This window comes from Tenacibaculum profundicola (assembly GCF_057220795.1).
On sequence record NZ_CM170137.1, the window covers coordinates 4,059,910 to 4,075,896 of the forward strand.

Here is a 15,987-nt window from a genome sequence, read left to right on the forward strand (position 1 = left end):
GCTCTAAAACAGGTAAAAAACATTGCATTATTAAATGTGAAATTGTATTTTCGCACACTGTTAATAAAATAAAATGACGTATGGCAATTTTATCTAAAATTAGAGAACGTTCAATGTTCTTGATTCTTGTTATTGGTTTAGCACTTTTTGCATTTGTATTAGACCCTTCTACAATATCAGATTTTTTTAATTCAAGTAAAGTAAATGAAATAGGCGAAGTAAACGGTGAAAGCATAACTCGTGAAGAGTTTGGTGAAGCTTTAGAAGCCTATAAAAAACAAGCTGGTAATAGAGTATCTGAAATGCAAGCTGCAAAAACAGTTTGGAATAATTTAGTACGTCAAAAAATATATAAAGCACAGTTAGAAGAAGCTGGAATTACTGTTGGAGAAGCAGATATATTAAAAGCACTTATTGAGTCTTCTGGGGTAAAAAACCAAGAAAGATTTCAAACCGGAGGTGTTTTTGACAAAAGTAAGTTAAAAGAACATTTGGCAACCATAAAAGCTGAAAATTCTCAAGAATGGCAGAGTTGGCAAAATTATATGGCTTCGTTAAGAGATAATATCGAAAAGACTACTTACGATAATTTAGTAGGGGCTGGATTAGGTGCTTCACTAAAAGAAGGAGAGTTGCAATACTTAACGGAAAACACAAAAATTTCTGGAAAGTTTGTATACGTACCATACACCTCTATTGCAGATAGTTTAGTGTCTGTTAAAAAGAAGGATATTAAAGAGTATATAAAAGCGAATCCATTAAGTTATCAAGTAGAAGCATCGAGAGATCTTAAGTTTGTGAAATTTAACATAGAACCTACAAAAGAGGATGAAGGAGCTATTAAGAATGTGGTAGCTAGTTTTTTAAATGATTCAGAAGAAAATAGATTTGTAGGCTTAAAAAACACCACTGATTATGAGGTGTTTTCTGAAGATGTAAAATCAGACATTACACTAGATGATAATTATAAGTTTAAAGTAGAAGTACCGCAGGTTATTGCTGAGAAACTTTTTGAAGGTAAGGTAGGTGATGTATTCGGACCTTATAAAGATAATGACCATTTTAAATTGTCAAAAATTAAAGAAATAACCGAAATCCCTGATTCAGTTAAGGCAAGCCATGTATTGATTCCTTTTATTGGATCACGTTCGGCAACAGCGGAAACTAAAGAAACAGAAGAGCAGGCGAAAGACAAAGCAGATAGTTTAATGGCGGTTATAAAAAAATCACCATCAAAGATTACTGAGATAGCGAAAGAATTTTCAGTAGATAAGTCAAATGCTGATAAAGGCGGTGCTTTAGGATGGTTTACCTATAACCGAATGGTGCCAGAGTTTAGAGATTATTGTTTTGGAAATAAAAAAGGTGATGTTGGAGTTGTTAAAACAGTGTTTGGGTTCCATATTATCAAAATTGAAGATCAAAAGAATTTCCAACCAGTAGTGAAGCTAGTTACCATAGGTCGTAAAATAGAAGCTTCTGATGCAACTGAGAATACTATTTTTCAAAATGCTGAAACGTTTGCTTTAGATTTAGCGAATGGTAAGAAATATGAGGACATTATTAAAGAAAAGAAATTATCTTCTTCTCCTGCCGTAGGATTAAAAGCATTAGATGAAAACGTTCCTGGTTTGGGTAATGAAAGATCAATTATAACTTGGTCGTTTGATAAAGATATAAATGTTGGAGATTTTAAACGTTTTGACGTAGATGGTGGGTATGTTGTAGCGATGTTAACTGGGAAAACTAATAAAGGTTTAATGCCAGTTGATAAAGCAGCAACAAAGGTTCGTCCAATACTTATGAATGAAAAGAAAGCTGAAATGATTCAAGCTAAGATGAGTGGAACAACAGTAGAGGAAATTGCAAAGTCTTCAGGACAAACAGTGAGACGTACCCTGAATGTAAATCTGGAAGCACCAACATTATCAGGTGTAGGACGTGAACCTAGAGTTGTAGGAGCTATGTTATCGGCAACAGAGAATAATTTGTATACTGAAGTTGTAGGTGATAGAGGTGTTTATGCTTTTGTAGTAGAGAAGAAAGAAGTACCAACGGCATTACCAAATTACGATACATATAGAAAAAGAATAGCTAGTGGTAGAAAGAATAAATCATATCAAATGTTTGAAGCGTTAAAAAAGGCTTCTAAGATTGATGATAGAGTAAGTAGTTTCTACGGTATTCAACAATAATATCAAATTAAAATAAAAAAAAGACCGAGCAATTTGCTCGGTCTTTTTTTATGTCATTATTCCTAATATTTTGTTATTATATTTAAATAATGTATGATTCATAGAGTCTGAAATTAAAGGCTTAAGCTATGTTTTATACATCAAATCTCATTATTTCTATGGCTTCTGTAGAAGTAAAACAAATCGAACTCATATTCAAATCATACATGGTATTATTTTTTGATAATTTTAAAACTTTTCTTTTTTCCTTTAACATCAACAGAAAGGATATAAAATCCAGAGGAAAGTGAGCTAGTATTGGTTATTATATAATCGTTATGGATGATTTGTATATCTCTTAATACCCTTTGGCCACTTATTGTGTAGATTTCAACGTTAATTGTACTCATTGTATTAGGAGAGAGATTTGTAAGTTCTATATGCTCGTCAATAACAGAATTTTTAAGTTTAGGTTTAAAAAAGTTATCATTGGATGTTAATTCAGTTTTAATTTTTGAAATTGACAAAGAACCTTTTGTGAAACCAGAAATAAGTGATCTTTTAAAGTTAGCATGAGTACTCGTTAAATGAATACTGTATACCCCTTCGTTAAAAGAAGAGGTGTCTAGGACAAATCCTTTCGAAGTATGATTATATGTTAAAGAATAATGATAAATTTCATGGTCTATCTTATTGCCGAATAAATCTGATTTTTTACTTATTATAGCATCCACTTCAATATCTTTTGGTTCTATGTTGATGTCTTGAAAAGATACTTTTAATTGATTTGTAGAAATGTCACTTTCATACATCATTTTCGGACCATCAGGTTGGTGAATAAACGCTACATATTTTGCATTTGATGATAGCTCAACCGTCTGTGATGCATTTTTTAAGGTATAGCTTTGTGTGTTTCCACTTATGTTATTTCCTTGTGTAAGTTTTCCATTTGTACTCTTTAGCTGAAAAGAGTTTAGATTATCGTCATGATAAATAGTTAACAGAGCATTCGAATTACCTTTGTCCATCTTAATTACATCGTAATCATTTTCAGAATTGATTATTTGATAATCACTCTCCACGATGTTATAATCGTATTTATTTTTCTTATTAGAATTTACATATTGTCTCCGATTATTATTATTCAATAGGGGTTTAATATGTTGCCAAACATTTTGACCTTCTGCCACTTCACTATGATCTAGTAGTAGTTCGTTCTGCTCGAATAAAAAGTTTCCATTCGGTCTTAATGAGCTGCTGTATGGTGTTATTCCATCATTCGTTCCTTGTTTAAGGTTTAAAATTGACCCTGAAAAATGGTATGCAGGGTTTGATCTTAAATAGCTTGAGCCAGCTACAATATAAAATTTTTCAGGAACGTTATCAGGGTGTCCATCAAAAAATGGACGAATTATATCCCGACAATAATATGTAGTTGACGTCGCACTTCCTTCATTTAGTCCAGTGTGTTTCCATATCCAACTAAACCACCAAAATTGCGATATATCTGCTAGATATGTTCCCCAAAACGGAGTGCCAAGTGCAAAGACGCTCTTCACCTTATCATTTTTATTATGATTATACATTGCCGCTTCGGTAGCTTTTCCTCCGTTGCTGTGAGCAATTATAATTACATCATTTACGTTGAATTTATTACATATTTGATCTATTGATTCCGCGAGAATTTCGCCATTTCTCCACATGCCTTCCCCTCTAGTTGTCGAAACAAAAGCAACTTGATACCCGGCTTCGTAAGCTTGTTTATAAAAATCATTATTTGAAAAATATAATTGATTAAGTGATGAAAATCCATGGGTGAAAAGTATAACCTCTCCACTATAATTTTGAGGTATTGCTCCATAATGAATGGTAGATTGTTCAATTGTTTGTAAAACAGATGAATTTATATTTTCCGGACTTGTGAGTTGTATTTCTTTTAAATGTTGTGATAGAATGTTTGATGATAACCATATCAATACATTAAATAAAAGTATTTTTAACTTCATAATTAACTGATTTTTAAGATTTTGTATAAATGTATGAAAGTTTATTAGTGATGTGTCTGTAAATATTATAGATGGTTTATTTTTTTGTGTAAAATGCAAAAAATAGCTGTTCTTTAGTAGAATTGATTATTTCGTTATTAGGCATTTAAGTGCTGGTCATTCGATCCAGTTTTAGTTTCTGAATAGGTTTGATTCCCATGACAAATTCCAGCAATATCTTCCGCATATTCCCTGAATTCCATTATTACAGTCATTTCCATGATTAAGTCAGTAGCAGTTACACTAACCATATAAACACCTAAGATTTCGTCAGTGTTTTTGTCGTCTATCAATAAAAATAATAAATAGGCTAGATGGTTTATATCTTGTAGCAATATTAATATTCTCAGCTTCTATAATTTTTGAACCCCCATCGTTTTTACCTACTTTTAAATGAATAGCATTTTGTAATGAACCAAGATCTTCAAAAAGTTGAATTTCACTTTTACTCATTACATATTTATTCCCACTAGTAGGTTGCTCTACAACAGGTGTCTTACGTGCTACTATTTTACCAAAATAAAAAGTTAGTTTTTCAACTGAAATTCCGCGCTTATTGAAATGGTGTACAGCATTATATTATGATGAACAGGATCTAGTAAAGCTTTAGCAGTAATACATTCTACATTTAAACATGTACCAACTAGAGTGGCATACTTTTCTATGGTATTCAGCAATAACAAGCAAAGTAAATAAGAGAGAAACCGAGCAAAGTGCCCGGTTTTTTTTATGTAATTTCATTTGTGGTGTTAATTTACCAACAACCTTATGGTAAATACCGTGCTATTTTATGATGTTCTTCGTATTCGTTTGATGTTAAAATTCAAAGGTAATTTTAAATATAAAACGCTATTATTTTTTGATAATTTTAAAACTTTTCTTTTTTCCTTTGACATCAACAGAAAGGATATATAACCCAGAGGAAAGGGTACTCGTATTGGTTACGATATAATCATTATCAATGGTTTGCATCTTTCTCAATACCCTTTGGCCATTCAATGTGTAGATTTCAATGGTAATATTACTCATAGTGTGCTGAGATAGGTTTGTAAGCTCTATATGCTCATCAATAATGGTAGTTTTAAGCGTAGGACTAAAAACAGTATTGCTTGATGCTATTTTCTTCTTAATTTTTGAAATGGACAAAGAACCTTTTGTGAAACCAGAAATTAGTGATCTCTTAAAGTTAGAGTGAGTGCCAGTTAAAAGAATACTGTATACTCCTTCGTTAAAAGAAGAAGTATCTAGGATGAATTGTTTTGAAGGACTATCATACGTTAAAGAATAGTGATAAATTTCATTAGCTATTTTGTTACCATATAAATCAGATTTTTTACTTATTACAGCATCTACTTCAATATGTTTTATAGGGGTGTTACTGTTTTGGAAAGAAACTTTTAATCGTTCAGTAGTATTATCACTTTCATAGCTCATTTTTGGACCATTCGGTTGGTGTATAAACGCTGTATATGTTCCATTGGATATAAGTTTGACATCCTGTGAAGCATTTGTTAAGACATAGCTTTGTGTAAAATTATTGATGTTTTTTTCGTGCATGAGTTTTCCGTGAGTGCTTTTTAGTTGAAAGGATTTCACTTCTTTGTCGTGATAGATAGTTAAAGTTGCACTAGAATTACCTCTATCCATGGTAATTGCGTCATACTCATTTTCAGAATGGATGACTTGATAATCACTGGTCGTTTTGGAAGATACGGTAACCGTATTTTTTTGAATAGCTCTTGCAGCGTTCGTTTCTAAAATGGGTGCTATGTATTGCCAAACGTATTGCCCTAAGGCTACATCAATATGGTCTATTCTTAGTTCATTTTTCTGAAAAAGAAAATTTCCATTAGGGCGTAAGGTACTATCATAAGGAGAAACACCATCGTTTGCCCCTTGTTGGGTGTATAATAGTAAGCCACTAGTTAGCATTACAGGAGCTAAAATGGTATGACCATGAGCAAATCCAGAAGCACCCAGTACATAAAATTTTTCAGGTTCATTTTCTGGATGGTTATCAAAAAAGGGACGAACAACATCACGACAGTAATAGGTGGTAGAGGTTGCACTGCCTTCGTTTAGCCCTGTGTTTTGCCAAATCCAATTAAACCACCATTGTTGTGATATGTCTGCCAAATAGGTGCCCCAGTAAGGTGTTCCCAAAGCAAAAACTCTTTTTACGTTATCTTTTTTTCCATAAGCATACATAGCTGCCTCTGCAGCTTTTCCTCCATTACTATGTGCAATAATATCTAGATTTGCTACCTCGTATTTATGAGTTATAATATCAATAGCTTCGGCAAGTAAATTTCCATTAGCCCAAATTCCTTCACCTCTTGTTGTGGCAACAAAAACTACTTGGTAGCCAGCATTGTAAGCTTCTTGATAAAATGTATTATTAGTGAAAAACAACTGGTTTAAATCGATGTATCCATGATTAAACAATAGTACCTTATCATTATAGTTAGCAGGCTTTGCTCCATAATGGATTGTTGATTTTATAATTGGACCTATAAAGAATGAACTTAAGTTTTGTGGAGGTGGAAGTTGTTTTTCAATAAAGCTTTGAGAGAAAACCGCAATAGAAACTTGTAAAAACAGAAGGGTGTTAAGTATTTTTGATTTCATTTTTAATAATTTTTAGTTCGTGTTACTAAATATATGTAAAAAATTAACAATAAAAATGTGTTTTCTATACTTAAATACGATGTATTTTGTTTTTATAGCAATTATTAGGCGTAAAAAAAGCAACTCATTGAGTTGCTTTTTTTAGTTTTATTTTTTACTAAGCATTTAACGGTTGACCGTCCCAAGCAGCTTTAGCAGCTTCTTTCACTGCTTCTGAATACGTCGGATGACCATGACATATGCGTGAAATATCTTCGGCAGAAGCTCTGAATTCCATAGCAACAGCCATTTCCATAATTAAGTCGGCGGCACGTGCACCAACCATATGAACACCTAAGACTTCGTCAGTGTTTTTGTCTGCCAATATTTTTACGAAACCATCAATATCTCCACTAGCACGTGATCGTCCTAATGCACGCATTGAAAATTTACCAGCTTTAAATTCAATTCCAGCTTCTTTTAATTCTTGTTCGGTTTTTCCAACAGCGGCAACTTCAGGCCAGGTATACACTATTCCAGGAATTAAATTATAATCAATATGAGGTTTTTGACCAGCTAAATATTCTGCAACAGCAACACCTTCTTCTTCTGCTTTATGAGCAAGCATCGCTCCACGAACAACATCGCCTATTGCATAGATATTAGGAATATTAGTTTGTAGATGCTTGTTCACGTCAATTTGACCTCTTTCAGTAACTTTAACACCTGCTTTTTCTAAGCCTAATCCTTTTGTATAAGCATGACGACCAACAGAAACTAAACAGTAATCTCCTTTGAAAACAACCTCTTCTCCTTTCTTGTTTGTTGCTTTTACAATAACTTCATCACCATTGCGCTCAACAGAAGTAACTCCATGATTTATATTAAACTTCATTCCTTGTTTCTTCAAAACTTTCATAAGTTCTTTAGATACATCTTTATCCATTGTTGGTGTAATAGCAGAAGCATACTCAATTACAGTTACATTAGCACCCAAACGTTTGTAAACAGAGCCTAACTCTAATCCTATGACACCTCCACCAATAACCAATAGGTGTTTTGGTACTTCTTTTAACTTTAAGGCTTCAGTAGAAGTTATTACACGCTCTTTATCGATTGAGATAAAAGGTAAGCTAGATGGTTTAGAACCAGTAGCAATAATAATATTTTCAGCTTCTATAATTTCTGAAGAACCATCGTTTTTGGTTACTTTTACATGGGTAGCATCTTCAAATGAACCTAAACCTTCGAAAACTTCAATTTCATTTTTGTTCATTAAATACTTAATTCCTCCGGTAGTTTGCTCTACAACAGATGCCTTACGTGCTACCATTTTACCAAAATCAAAAGTTGGTTTTTCAACTGAAATTCCGTGCTCATCAAAATGATGTACGGCATCATAATAATGATGAGATGAATCTAGTAACGCTTTAGAAGGAATACACCCCACGTTTAAACATGTACCACCGAGCGTAGCGTACTTTTCTATTATTGCAACTTTCTTACCTAATTGAGCAGCTCTGATGGCGGAAATATATCCACCAGGACCAGAACCAATAACGATTACATCGTATTTCATTGTTATCTATTTTTTGAAGCTTGTAGCTTAAATTATTTAGTTCTTTTTTAGTGTACAAATGTACAATTATTTGTGATATTATGCTTTTAATACTAAAGAATTACTGTTTCTGAGTTTAACATTCAAGATGATACCGATCAATAAAAATATGAAGAAAGAATGCTTGTTAGCCAAACAAAGTGTAGTAATGAATTAAATTCCAAATATGTGTTGGAACTTTGAAATGAGACTTGAGGTATTTTCTGTTTTTAATACTTGACAAAAAATAGTCTAGTCTATTTTCATAGGCAAGTAAACCCTAGTAGCGATTTTGTGATTATTGATTATTTTGTAAAACTTGAATTATGCGATAGAATATCTATTATAAGATGAAACCAAACCACGGTATAATGAACCACTTCGTTGTACTTTTAAATATTACTATAGCGGTACTTTGCTAATATTGAGAAAGCACTTGTTTTTATTTTGTTTAGCTCGCTCATGACGAAGTTCTGCTGCATAATACGTTGTTACAATTAAGCTATGGGTCGAGTTCTTGAATACTTCGATTATCTTACTAAACTGAATTATTAAAGCCTGTTTTGATGATGTGCTATGGTTTTATGACATAGATCTGTCTTTATTGTATAAATCGTTTAATTTCGAGTAAATTTGTTGGTAGGAATACCAAAACACTTTAGTTAATTAATCATTGGAAAATCAAGTTTTAATCATAGGGTACGTTTGGGTAGAATCAAACTCATCAGCAGCAGGCAGTCGAATGTTGCAATTAATACATTTATTTTTACAGAATAAGTATAAGGTAACATTTGCCTCACCATCACAAAAGAGTGAAAAGGCAGTTGATTTGTCTATTTTAGGAGTTGATGAAATGGAAATTAAACTAAACTGTTCTTCATTCGATAGTTTTATTACAGCGTTGAATCCCAATATAGTAATGTTTGACCGTTTTATGATGGAGGAACAGTTTGGTTGGAGAGTAGCTGAAAATGTGCCCAATGCCGTTCGTGTCTTGGATACGGAGGATTTACATTTTTTACGCAAAACCAGACATGCCCATATAAAAAAAGGAGCAACCTTAACAAACAAGGCACTTTTGAAGTCTGATGATGCAAAACGAGAGATCGCTGCTATTTTAAGGTGCGATATCAGCTTAATTATTTCTAGCTATGAAGTAAAGTTGTTAAAAGAGGTGTTTAAAATAGAGGAAACCTTATTATATCATCTTCCGTTTTTATTTGAAAAGATTGACGACAATCGAGTAGATGATTGGTTGAGTTTTTCTATGCGTAATAACTTTGTTTTTATCGGTAATTTTTTACATGCTCCAAATGTTGATGCTGTTTTGCAATTGAAAAAAAATATTTGGGGACATATTAAAAACAAATTACCGCAAGCAGAACTTCATGTTTATGGAGCTTATACAACGCAACAAATAGAGCAACTTCACTCACCAAAAGAACGGTTTTATATTAAAGGCTATGTAAATAATGCAGAAGAGGTGGTTAGAAAGGCAAAAGTAGTGTTAGCTCCCTTACGATTTGGAGCAGGTATCAAAGGAAAGTTAACTGAGGCAATGATTAGTGGAACTCCTAGTGTAACTACGAATATAGGAGCAGAAGGGATGCATGATAGTTTACCTTGGAATGGTTTTATAGTTGATAATATGGAAGATTTTAGCCAAAGAGCCGTTGAGCTATATAAAGATGAAATAGTATGGAAAGCAGCCCAGAAAAATGGAGTACATATTATCAATACCCTTTACAATAAGGAAAAACTCGAGGAACCTTTTATGTATAGGATTGAAACACTAATGCAGCATTTAGAAGAACATCGAACTCATAATTTTTTAGGAAATTTGTTACACTACAAAACAGTACAAGCAACAAAGTATATGAGCAAATGGATTGAAGCTAAAAATAGATAGCAATACCAACCTTTTGCTAACTTTCATTCGAGTTTAATAAAGTTTAGTGCTTTTTTTAATGTTTTTAAAAAACAACAAGCTCTAAATTAAGGTAAAAGCTTGTTGCATATGTTATATCGATTCTGAGGTGAGATAACTCAATCATTTCCTTACTCTCAGGTTTCTGATTTACTTTTTGGCCGATGTTACTATAAGTAATTATGATTGGTGATTTACATCAGAAATCGAGTTACTTACTTTTCCGTTTTAAGCAGGCCAGCCCTCTTGAGTAAAGCATCAGAATTAGGCTCTTTTCCTCTAAATCGTTTGTATAGCTCCATTGGTTTTTCTGTACCTCCTTTAGAAAGTATAGAGTCTTTAAACTTAGTAGCAATTTCTTTGTTAAAGATACCTTTTTCTTTAAAATATTCAAAAGCATCAGCATCTAATACTTCTGCCCATTTATACGAATAATAGCCAGCAGCGTATCCTCCTTGAAAAATATGTGAAAAAGAAGTACTCATACAGTTTTCTTTTACATCAGGGTATAGTTGCGTATTTGAAAAGGCATTTGTTTCAAATTCTTTGACAGCATCTATCTTATCTATACTGTTTCCGTGCCAGCTCATATCTAACAAACCAAAGCTTAATTGACGTAAGGTTTGCATTCCTTCATGAAAACTAGCAGACTCTTTTATTTTTTGAATGTAGTCCATCGGAATAGTTTCTCCAGTGTCGTAGTGTTTAGCGAAGAGCTCTAGTGCTTCTTTTTCATAACACCAGTTTTCTAAAACTTGACTTGGTAATTCAACAAAATCCCAAGAAACCGAAGTACCTGATAAACTGTTGTATACAGTATTGGCTAACATGCCATGTAATGCGTGCCCAAATTCATGAAAAAGAGTTGTTACTTCATTAAAAGTTAGCAGAGAGGGTTTGGTGTCCGTTGGTTTAGTGAAGTTACATACAATTGAAACTTGTGGGCGTTCATTTGTACCATTTTTAATTTGTTGAGACTTATAAGAGGTCATCCAAGCACCATTTCGTTTCCCAGCTCTTGGGTGGAAATCAGCATAAAAATGAGAGATAAAGTTGCCTTTGGTGTTGGTAACTCTAAAGGTTTTTACATCTTCGTGATACTTCTCAAGAGTATCAATTTCTTCAAAATTTAAATCATATAATCGCTTGGCGATTTCGAAAACACCATTAATAACGTTTTCTAGCTTAAAATATGGTTTTAACAGTTCTTGGTCTAAATTATAAAGTTCTTTTTTTAGTTTTTCTGAATAATAAGCTCCATCCCATTTTTGAAGTTGATCAATGTTATCAAGCTTTTTTGCATACTGTTCTAAGTTAGTGAATTCTCTTTGTGCTGCTGGTTTTGCTTTTTGAAGGAGTTCATTTAAAAAAGACAATACGTTTTCAGGAGATTCAGCCATTCGTTCTTCTAACACAAAATTGGCATGTGTTTTATAGCCTAATAACTGCGCTCTTTTATTTCGTAAATTGACAATATTTAAAACAATGTTTTCATTGTTAAATTCATTTTGCTGAAATCCTTTGCTACCAAAAGCAATGGCTAGTTTTTTACGTAATTCTCGATTATCAGCATAGGTCATAAAAGGAATATAGCTTGGGTAGTCTAAAGTAATTAACCACCCTTTTTTACCTCTTTGCTCTGCCAACATTTTAGCGGCTTCTCGGGCACTTTCGGGTAATCCATCTAAATCCTTTTCATCAACTAAGAGCATTTCAAATGCATTGGTTTCAGCAAGAACATGTTCACCAAACTGTAATGACAATTTTGCCAATTCAGTATCAATTTTTCGCAGTTCGTTTTTATCACCATCGTCTAAGTTAGCTCCATTGCGAGCAAAACTTTTATATTGCTTTTTTAACAACATATGTTGTTCTGGAGAAAGGTGTAACGTGTCAATTTGGTCGTACACTTTTTTTACCTTTCTAAATAGCGCTTGATTTAAAATCATATCATTTTTAAACTCGCTTAACCAAGGTGAAATTTCCTTTGCTATTTGCTGAATAGCGTCGTTTGTTTCAGCAGAGTTTAAATTAAAAAAGATAGCGGTTATCCGGTCTAATTTTTCACCTGTGTTGTCCAAAGCAACAGTCGTATTTTCGAAAGATGGAGCTTCTGAATTTTCAACAATAGCGTTGATCTCCTTGTTGGCTATTTCAATGGCTTTTTGAAAGGCTGGCTTATAATCATCCTCTTTAATTTTAGAAAAAGGAGCAGTATTAAAATCTTGTAAAAGTGGATTCATTTTTAGGTTCTTTTTTAATTCACGAAACCTCACAAATTATAAATCTGTGAGGTTTATAGTACTATTTTTGCACTAAAGTACTTATTTTTTTACTCTTTCAGAAGCTTTTTCAACTTTGAGTTTTAAGCCTTCTTTATAGGCAACAATCTTGTCTAAGACACATTTATCTGATGCTCCAATAATTTGGGCCGCCAAAATACCTGCATTCATAGCGCCATCTAAAGCTACTGTTGCTACAGGTACACCACCAGGCATTTGTAAAATCGATAAAACAGAATCCCAACCGTCAATTGAGTTTCTACTTTTTACAGGAACGCCAATTACAGGCAATGGACTCATACTTGCCACCATACCAGGTAAATGCGCTGCGCCTCCTGCACCAGCAACAATTACTTGAATACCTCTTTTGTGAGCATTTGTGGCGTAATCAAATAACTTTTCAGGGGTACGGTGAGCGGATACAATATCAACTTCAACACTAATATCAAAGCCTTCTAATATATTAATTGCTTCTTGCATGATTGGAAGATCTGAATCACTTCCCATTATAATTCCTACCATAATTATTTTTTATTGTTTGGCGTTTAGTTAAGAATTTAATTGATGAACAATAATTCTAAAAAAAACGACCTGATATTTAGTTACTTATTACCTTAATTGTTTCTTTTACCTTTTGCGCAACTTTTCGAGCCTTATTGATGTCTTTATTTATTATGGTTACATGTCCCATTTTACGAAAAGGTTTGGTTTGTTTTTTTCCATAAATATGTGGCGTAACTCCATCTATTTTTAAAATTTCCTCAATATTTTCATAAACTACATCGCCAGTAAAACCTTCAGCACCAACTAAGTTAACCATGATTCCAGCAAGTTTACTATTAGTATTTCCTAGTGGAAGGTTTAGAATACTTCGTAAATGTTGCTCAAATTGACTTGTATAACTCGCTTCAATAGAGTAGTGCCCAGAATTATGCGTTCGAGGAGCTACTTCATTTACCAATATTTCATCATCTTCTGTTTGAAACATTTCTACTGCTAGTAATCCAATAAAATCAAAAGCATCTACTACTTTTAGGGCAACTTCACGTGCTTTTTGAGCTACCGATTCATCAATTCTTGCCGGACAAATTACGTATTCTACCTGATTTGCTTCCGGGTGAAATTCCATCTCGACTACCGGGTAGGTTTTCGTTTCTCCGTTGGCATTTCTTGCAACAATAACCGCTAATTCATTTTTAAAAGGAATTAGTTTTTCAACGATACACTCATTCGTAGGTAAATTGTTAAGATCACCAGTTTCACGAACAATCTTCACGCCATTTCCATCATAGCCAAATCTTGCTGATTTCCATACAAAGGGAAAGTTGATAGCCTCATTACTTATAGAGTGCTTTAATTCTTCTAAAGAGGTGAATCTTGAAAATTCAGCTGTGGGGATATTGTGGTCATGGTAAAAGACTTTTTGGTGAGCTTTGTTTTGAATGGTTCTTAGGTTCTTAGGTTTTGGATAAATGGTAAGCCCCTCAGCTTCTAGTTTATCCAAAGCATCAATATTAACGTTTTCTATTTCAATAGTTAAAACGTCTACTTTTTTGCCGAAATTATAAACCGTTTCAAAGTCTAGAAGATCTCCTTGATGAAACTCGTTGCAAATCTTGGCAGATGGAGCCTCATTATTAGGGTCTAAAATGGCTGTGTATATGTCTAGTTTTTGCGTTTCAGCAAGTAACATTCTTCCTAATTGCCCGCCACCAAGAACGCCCAATTTAAAGTTTGAAGAAAAATAATTTTTCACGATAAATTTGTTAGTAAGTCTTGTTATTACTGCAAAAATAAGAATCTATTTTATAGTATGTCTAAATTAATTGGTTATTTGTAAACTATTTCCACTTGGAGTTACTGTATAAATTCTCGCCCCTCCTTCGCAACTATTGTTTCCAGAGATTAAACTACCGTTTAACATGCTATACTTGCTTTCATCACAAGAACAGGTTAATACAGGTGGATCAATAATCATTGGAGTTGAACAATCTTTGTTTGGACATTGCCGATCTAAGGCAATATAAGGGCTAAAAGAACCTCCTGTACCTTTGTTAAATAATACGATGCCTTGCAAGCCTCCATTTATTTCCGCTGTGCCATTTGGAGTTAATAAACTGTTTAATTGAGGGTTATTTAAATCTACAGATATAGGTTGCAATGTGTTTCTAAAACAACTGTTTATCGAAGTGTTATTGTTACAACCAACTACGATTAGTAGCAGTACTATAATTGAAATATTTTTCATTTGTTTTAAAGTAGATATAAATATAAGACAACGAATTTACGAAAATTTTGTACATTTGTAAGACAATCTCATTCCTACTGGTATGAGATTTTTAAATTTATTGAATTTATGGGAAACGTATCATATTATTCTGTAGAGGGATTAAAAAAGTTAAAAGATGAACTGGCGCAGTTAGAGCAGGTGGAAAGACCTAGAGTATCACAAGAAATTGCTGATGCACGTGATAAGGGAGACTTGAGCGAAAATGCTGAGTATCATGCGGCGAAGGAAGAGCAATCGTTACTGGAAACAAAAATAGCTAAACTTAAAAATGTAGTGGCTAGTGCCCGTATCATTGATGAAAGCCAATTAGATACCTCAAAGGTTTTAATTCACTCCATTGTCAAAATAAAAAACACAGTTAATGGAATGGAATTCAAATATACACTAGTAGCTGATAGTGAAAGTGATGTAAGGAATGGAAAGCTGTCTGTGAATTCCCCCATAGGAAAAGGGTTATTAGGAAAAGAGGTTGGAGATATGGCAGAAATTCAGGTGCCGAACGGTATTATGAAATTTGAAATATTGGATATTTCACGTTAGTTCTTCAATAAAAATTTAAATTAAAGTTTATATTCGGGTTTTGATGTGTTCAAAACCCGAATTCTTTTATATTTTTACTTAACAAAAATTATTAAAAACAACTATGGCAAGTATTTTCACAAAAATAATAGCAGGAGAAATACCTTCTTTTAAGATTGCAGAAGATGATGATTTTTACGCCTTTTTAGATATAAATCCGAATGCGAAAGGTCATACACTAGTGATTCCTAAAAGAGAAGAAAATAAGCTTTTTGATTTATCAAAAGAGGAGTATACTAACTTGATGTCTTTTTCGTACCGTGTGGCTAAAGCTCTTGAAAAAACAGTTTCATGTGAAAGAATCGGTATGAGTGTAATTGGCCTGGAAGTTCCGCATGTTCATGTGCATTTGATACCGATTAATCATATGGCTGATATGCGATTTATGGAGAAAGTGAAATTGACGAATGAAGAGTTTGTTTCTTTAGCCGAGAACATTGCTAGTAATTTTGAGTAGGAACTGAAAAAAGAATGAATTTTGGTGTT

At 33.1% G+C, this 15,987-nt stretch carries 13 protein-coding genes; 4 read left to right on the forward strand and 9 right to left on the reverse strand.

Annotated features, from left to right (window positions below; all coding sequences use genetic code 11):
• Positions 1-80: 80 nt before the first annotated feature.
• Positions 81-2,195, forward strand: coding sequence for a peptidylprolyl isomerase (locus tag AC2TDS_RS16670; RefSeq protein ID WP_484736704.1), 2,115 nt, complete (start codon positions 81-83; stop codon positions 2,193-2,195).
• A gap of 212 nt (positions 2,196-2,407) precedes the next feature.
• Here the strand turns inward: AC2TDS_RS16670 and AC2TDS_RS16675 are convergent, their stop codons facing one another.
• From AC2TDS_RS16675 to lpdA, 5 genes are all read right to left on the reverse strand, one after another.
• A complete protein-coding gene (locus tag AC2TDS_RS16675; RefSeq protein ID WP_484736705.1) occupies positions 2,408-4,180 on the reverse strand; it encodes an esterase/lipase family protein in 1,773 nt (590 codons plus the stop codon).
• A 137-nt stretch (positions 4,181-4,317) separates the two neighbouring features.
• Complete coding sequence (locus tag AC2TDS_RS16680) at positions 4,318-4,512, reverse strand: oxidoreductase dimerization domain-containing protein (RefSeq protein ID WP_484736706.1); 195 nt, start codon at positions 4,510-4,512, stop codon at positions 4,318-4,320.
• Positions 4,490-4,672, reverse strand: coding sequence for a hypothetical protein (locus AC2TDS_RS16685; RefSeq protein WP_484736707.1), 183 nt, complete (start codon positions 4,670-4,672; stop codon positions 4,490-4,492). The genes AC2TDS_RS16680 and AC2TDS_RS16685 overlap by 23 nt, the downstream gene beginning before the upstream one ends.
• 399 nt (positions 4,673-5,071) lie before the next feature.
• Positions 5,072-6,847, reverse strand: coding sequence for a T9SS type A sorting domain-containing protein (locus AC2TDS_RS16690; RefSeq protein ID WP_484736708.1), 1,776 nt, complete (start codon positions 6,845-6,847; stop codon positions 5,072-5,074).
• A 157-nt stretch (positions 6,848-7,004) separates the two neighbouring features.
• Positions 7,005-8,405 (reverse strand): dihydrolipoyl dehydrogenase, encoded by a 1,401-nt coding sequence (gene lpdA, locus AC2TDS_RS16695; protein WP_484736709.1) that lies wholly within the window; start codon positions 8,403-8,405, stop codon positions 7,005-7,007.
• 691 nt (positions 8,406-9,096) lie between these two features.
• On the opposite strand from lpdA, the gene AC2TDS_RS16700 reads away from it, so the two are divergent.
• Positions 9,097-10,332 carry a glycosyltransferase gene (locus tag AC2TDS_RS16700; RefSeq protein WP_484736710.1) on the forward strand — a complete coding sequence of 412 codons (1,236 nt, stop codon included), beginning with the start codon at positions 9,097-9,099 and terminating at the stop codon, positions 10,330-10,332.
• Between the two features lie 233 nt (positions 10,333-10,565).
• On the opposite strand, the gene AC2TDS_RS16705 is transcribed toward AC2TDS_RS16700, so the two are convergent.
• The 4 genes from AC2TDS_RS16705 to AC2TDS_RS16720 all read right to left on the reverse strand — a co-directional run bounded on the left by AC2TDS_RS16705 (position 10,566) and on the right by AC2TDS_RS16720 (position 14,880).
• Positions 10,566-12,593, reverse strand: coding sequence for a M3 family metallopeptidase (locus AC2TDS_RS16705; protein WP_484736711.1), 2,028 nt, complete (start codon positions 12,591-12,593; stop codon positions 10,566-10,568).
• 81 nt (positions 12,594-12,674) lie between these two features.
• Positions 12,675-13,154: a 5-(carboxyamino)imidazole ribonucleotide mutase gene (gene purE / locus AC2TDS_RS16710; RefSeq protein ID WP_484736712.1), complete on the reverse strand. Its 480-nt coding sequence runs from the start codon at positions 13,152-13,154 to the stop codon at positions 12,675-12,677.
• Positions 13,155-13,230: 76 nt separating this feature from the next.
• Positions 13,231-14,388: a 5-(carboxyamino)imidazole ribonucleotide synthase gene (locus AC2TDS_RS16715; RefSeq protein WP_484736713.1), complete on the reverse strand. Its 1,158-nt coding sequence runs from the start codon at positions 14,386-14,388 to the stop codon at positions 13,231-13,233.
• 66 nt (positions 14,389-14,454) lie between these two features.
• Positions 14,455-14,880 (reverse strand): Rieske (2Fe-2S) protein, encoded by a 426-nt coding sequence (locus AC2TDS_RS16720; RefSeq protein ID WP_484736714.1) that lies wholly within the window; start codon positions 14,878-14,880, stop codon positions 14,455-14,457.
• Positions 14,881-14,988: 108 nt separating this feature from the next.
• Here AC2TDS_RS16720 and greA point away from each other — a divergent pair, with 108 nt between their 5' ends.
• Positions 14,989-15,462, forward strand: coding sequence for a transcription elongation factor GreA (gene greA / locus AC2TDS_RS16725; RefSeq protein ID WP_484736715.1), 474 nt, complete (start codon positions 14,989-14,991; stop codon positions 15,460-15,462).
• A 103-nt stretch (positions 15,463-15,565) separates the two neighbouring features.
• Complete coding sequence (locus AC2TDS_RS16730) at positions 15,566-15,958, forward strand: HIT family protein (RefSeq protein WP_484736716.1); 393 nt, start codon at positions 15,566-15,568, stop codon at positions 15,956-15,958.
• Positions 15,959-15,987: the final 29 nt, after the last annotated feature.

Excerpts from the sequence above, each read along its gene's own strand:
- AC2TDS_RS16670 (WP_484736704.1), top strand. The coding sequence starts at position 81 with ATGGCAATTTTATCTAAAATTAGAGAACGTTCAATGTTCTTGATTCTT.
- AC2TDS_RS16675 (WP_484736705.1), bottom strand. The coding sequence starts at position 4,180 with ATGAAGTTAAAAATACTTTTATTTAATGTATTGATATGGTTATCATCA.
- AC2TDS_RS16685 (WP_484736707.1), bottom strand. The coding sequence starts at position 4,672 with ATGAGTAAAAGTGAAATTCAACTTTTTGAAGATCTTGGTTCATTACAA.
- AC2TDS_RS16690 (WP_484736708.1), bottom strand. The coding sequence starts at position 6,847 with ATGAAATCAAAAATACTTAACACCCTTCTGTTTTTACAAGTTTCTATT.
- lpdA (WP_484736709.1), bottom strand. The coding sequence starts at position 8,405 with ATGAAATACGATGTAATCGTTATTGGTTCTGGTCCTGGTGGATATATT.
- AC2TDS_RS16705 (WP_484736711.1), bottom strand. The coding sequence starts at position 12,593 with ATGAATCCACTTTTACAAGATTTTAATACTGCTCCTTTTTCTAAAATT.
- purE (WP_484736712.1), bottom strand. The coding sequence starts at position 13,154 with ATGGTAGGAATTATAATGGGAAGTGATTCAGATCTTCCAATCATGCAA.
- AC2TDS_RS16720 (WP_484736714.1), bottom strand. The coding sequence starts at position 14,880 with ATGAAAAATATTTCAATTATAGTACTGCTACTAATCGTAGTTGGTTGT.
- greA (WP_484736715.1), top strand. The coding sequence starts at position 14,989 with ATGGGAAACGTATCATATTATTCTGTAGAGGGATTAAAAAAGTTAAAA.
- AC2TDS_RS16730 (WP_484736716.1), top strand. The coding sequence starts at position 15,566 with ATGGCAAGTATTTTCACAAAAATAATAGCAGGAGAAATACCTTCTTTT.